The organism is Microcoleus sp. B4-C1 (assembly GCF_036705285.1).
In the GTDB taxonomy this organism is placed as follows: domain Bacteria; phylum Cyanobacteriota; class Cyanobacteriia; order Cyanobacteriales; family Microcoleaceae; genus Microcoleus.
Window position 1 is genome coordinate 101,049 of sequence record NZ_JAUBUC010000016.1, and the last position, 4,109, is coordinate 105,157.

The 4,109-nt window shown below is 48.7% G+C and carries 1 protein-coding gene; it reads right to left on the reverse strand.

Annotation, left to right across the window (positions count from 1 at the left end):
- Positions 1 to 4,109, reverse strand: a 4,109-nt coding sequence (locus QUB26_RS09410; RefSeq protein WP_333317671.1) for a DUF4347 domain-containing protein, incomplete at both ends; no start/stop codon positions are given.

Sequence of the window (4,109 nt, forward strand, 5' to 3'; positions counted from 1 at the left end):
GTCGTACCAGTTGTCGGCGTCGGAGTTGGAGTCTCAGTTGTCGGCGTCGGCGTTGTCGTACCAGTTGTCGGCGTCGGCGTTGGAGTTGGCGTTGGCGGCGGAGTTGGCGCTACATCGTTATCCGTAATCGCCACTGTCACCCCTGGAACCACAACCACATTATACTTAGCATCACCACCACTCACACTGTGAGTGATAGTACCGCTGTGCGCGCCTTCGACAACGGTATCATCAACAGCTTTCACCGTAACGGGTTGAACGACATTCCAATTATCGGTAGTGAAATTCACAGGGGCGATCGCCTGAATCTGATTACCTGTTGTGAGAGTGATAGTAACAGGGGCGTAAGGCTGCGACGTTAACTTGATCCCATAATTGCCATCCGCGCCGCCTTCTGTAGCAGTTGTTTGCGTGGGAGAAATGCTGACACCTACTGTGTCGTTGTCGGTAATCGCTACATTGACATCCGGAATTGTTGTGCCGCTATACTTAGTGTCGGTACTGGTAACAGTGTGAGCGATCGTGCCGCTGTGCGTGCCTTCGGCTTTGCTGTCGTCGGTAGCAGTGACTGTGACAGTTTGGGCAACATTCCAATTCGTGCTGTCAAAGATCACAGGGGCGATCGCATTTATTTCACTTCCGGCATTAAAGTTAATGGTAACAGGGGCGATCGGCTGCGATGTTAATTTGAGTTCATAACTGCCCGTCGCGCCACCTTCTGTAGCAGTTGTTGCCGTGGGAGTAATAGAAATACCAGCCGTATCATTGTCCTTATTGCTAAGGCTAACATCCGCTGCATCTAGCTTATAATTCGGATCGTCGCTAACAGCAAGCGCTGTGACAATTTTGTAGTTAATATCGCCGTCAGCAATACTATCATTAACCCCTGTTACTGTCACCGGCTGCGGTGTATCCCAGTTAACCGGAGTGAAAGTTAAGCTATTAACCGAAACTGTTCCCTCTGCAACATTGTCACTGTTCAAACCGATAGTCACATTAGCAGTCGGCTTAGTATTCAAAACCACAGTAAAGTTAGCCTTAGTGCCATCTTCACCAGTAGTTAATCCCGCCGTCGGATTCACCGTAATTCCCGGAGTTTCATCGTCACTGTTGGTGACATCGACATCATCAGGATCGAGGTTATTGTAATTAGGATCGGTGCTGACAGCAGCAGCCGTGACAATTTTGTAAGGTTGAGGGCCATCAGCTACTAAATCGTCAACACCACTGATTGTTATTGGTTGCGGTTGATTGTAGTTAGCAGGAGTGAAAGTTAAGCTATTAGTTGAAACTGTTCCTTCTTCAACATTGTCACTCCTCAAACCGATGGTAACGTCAGCAGTGGGTTGAGCGTTGAGTTTGACTGTAAATTCTGCCTTGCCACCAGCTTCGGTTGTTGATATTGCTTTTGGACTGACAGTGATGCCGGCAGTATCATCATTAGTAATAGTTGTGGTAGCGGTAGCCGTCGCAATAGTCGGTGCGCCACCCGGTGAAACTGAATTTGATAAAGTAATGGCAACAGTTTCATCCGGTTCTATATTGCCATCTCCCAACACATCCAAAGTAATAGTCTTGGATGTTTCTCCCGCAGCAAAACTGATTTTGCCAGTGGCAGCAGTTGCGCCAGAAGTGCCGCCAATATTGTTGTAATCAGTGCCGTTTGTCGCAGTGCCGGTAATGGCATAATCTACGGTACTCCAAAGTTCAGTGCTGCCATTACGAGTAATAGTAAATGTGGCAGGAGTAGCGCCCGAATTCCCTTCGGTAACGGTGGGATTGTCGGCGACAATTGAGTAAGAACTATTCCTGTCCAATATAGCCACTTTCACTTGACTCGTACCGTCGGCAACACCGCCTGTAATCGCACCCAAATTGAGAACTAACTGTTCGTTACTGTCAACGATATTGTCAGCCTTGATGGTAACTGAAATATCCTGCGTTAAAGTCGTAGTGCCAGCAGAAAAAGTAAGGGATGTAGTTGAAAGAGTGTAGTCTGCACCTAGAGTAGCCGTGCTGCTGGGATCGATGACAATTGGTACATTTACATCACTTAATGTGCCACCGCTGATAGTAACGGGAACCGTAATTACTGTGTCGGTCGTGCCTTCATTAACGTTGTAAGTGTTACCTATTTTGGGAGTAACGAAGGATACCTTAGTGGGTGTATTCAGCAGAATCGAAACGTTGCCTGAACCGCTGTTCGCTACGGCCAAATCCGGGAGAGTGTCAGCATTAAAGTTGCCGGCAATAATGGAGTTTGGATCTGTCCCCGCAGCAAAGTTAATGGGTGCACTAAAACCGCCACTGCCATTGCCTACTAAAATTGCAGCGCCGTTGGTGCCTCCTACTGCTAAGTCAAGTTTGCCGTCTCCGCTAAAGTCATTTGCAACAATGCCTTGCAGCCCTGTCCCCGCGCTAAAATTAGTGACCGCCCCAAAGCTGCCCGTGCCATTTCCCAATAGAATTGACACATTGTTAGAGCCGGTGTTAACTACGGCTAAGTCGAGGAAATTGTCTCCGTTAAAGTCCCCATTGGCGATCGAATTTGGATTTTGCCCAGCCCCCAAATTAGTAGCTGCACCAAAACCGCCAGTGCCATTCGCTAAAAAAACAGAAATGGTGTTAGAGACACTGTTCGGCACAGCTAAATCGGAAAAAGTATCTCCGTTAAAGTCCCCCACTGTCATGAAAGCGGGAAGTGACTGCGCGCTCAAGTTAGTGTTGAAATTCAATGCCCCGCTGCCACTGCTATTTGCCAGCAAAATTGTGACACCACCAGAGGCACTGCCAGGGCTTGAATTGACTACTGCTACGTCTGAAAAGTTGTCGTCGTTAAACTTCCCAACTGCAACCGAGATAGGAGATACTCCTGTAGGATATGGAGTCGGGCTGCCAAAACCGCCCGTACCATTTCCTAAGAAAATTGAGAGGGCGCCACCAGTGCCGCTACCCACTACTGCCAAGTCGGGGAAATTATCGTTGTTAAAATTGCCGATCGCGATCGATGTGGGATATGACACCGCCAAGGTAGGAATAGGCGCAGGATCGAAGCCACCAGTGCCATTGCCTAACAGGATAGAAACGGTGTCAGATCCTTGGTTTGTTACAGCTAGATCGGGTTGGCCATCCAGGTCAAAATCTCCCGTAGCAATACCGTAGGGATTTGTCCCCGCGCCAATATTTGTGGCCGCACCGAAGGTGTTCAAAACATACTCGTAACCCGCTAATACTTCGGGTTCAAATACCAGCGGCGTTTCTATTTTCCCGGTGGTCACTTCTAATTCCCAGTCGCCTCCTTTGGCTACACTTCCGGTGAGGTTTTGGGAAGCCGCAACGTTTGAATTTGTGAGTTGGGCAATTCGTTGGATGAAGGCTACACCGTCTATATCTCTGGCGTGTTGATCATCTCTGGCGTGTTGATCATCTATGGCGTATTCATCAGATCCGCCAGGGGTTGAAACCCCCGTCTCATAGCGAAAGTCCTCGCTCAGGGACTGTTTATTGAGGTTGTTTTCAGTCGGTTTCAACCGACTTGAGCTTTGAGCCTGGGAATTCATTCCCTGGCGGACTTTCGGGTAAGCGCCAGAGGCTGATGCGACATCTACAGCGTGTTCGTCGGTTCCGCCGTTCGTTTCAACCCCCGTCTCATAGCGAAAGTCCTCGCTCAGGGACTGTTTATTGAGGTTGTTCCCAGTCGGTTTCAACCGACTTGAGCTTTGAGAAAGGGAATTCATTCCCTGGCGGACTTTCGGGTAAGCAGTCGGTTTCAACCGACTTGAGCTTTGAGAAAGGGAATTCATTCCCTGGCGGACTTTCGGGTAAGCGCCAGAGGCTGATGCGACATTGCAACCGTAAATCAGAATGTCCGCATCAACAGTTAAAGCACTCCGCCACTGCTGCAATTTCTCGGAATAAGTTTCCACATTATCTAAACTCAAGCAGCCATTACCCAATTGCAAGCTACCCGGAGCACCGTGAGAAACTATGTGAATGCTGTCAATATTGGTACGAAGAGCTAAAATTTGAGTGATTTGGTCGATCGCATCTCGGTTCCCATCCAAAACAACTACTTCCGTACCCGGTTTTACCCCGGCCATCAAACTTTG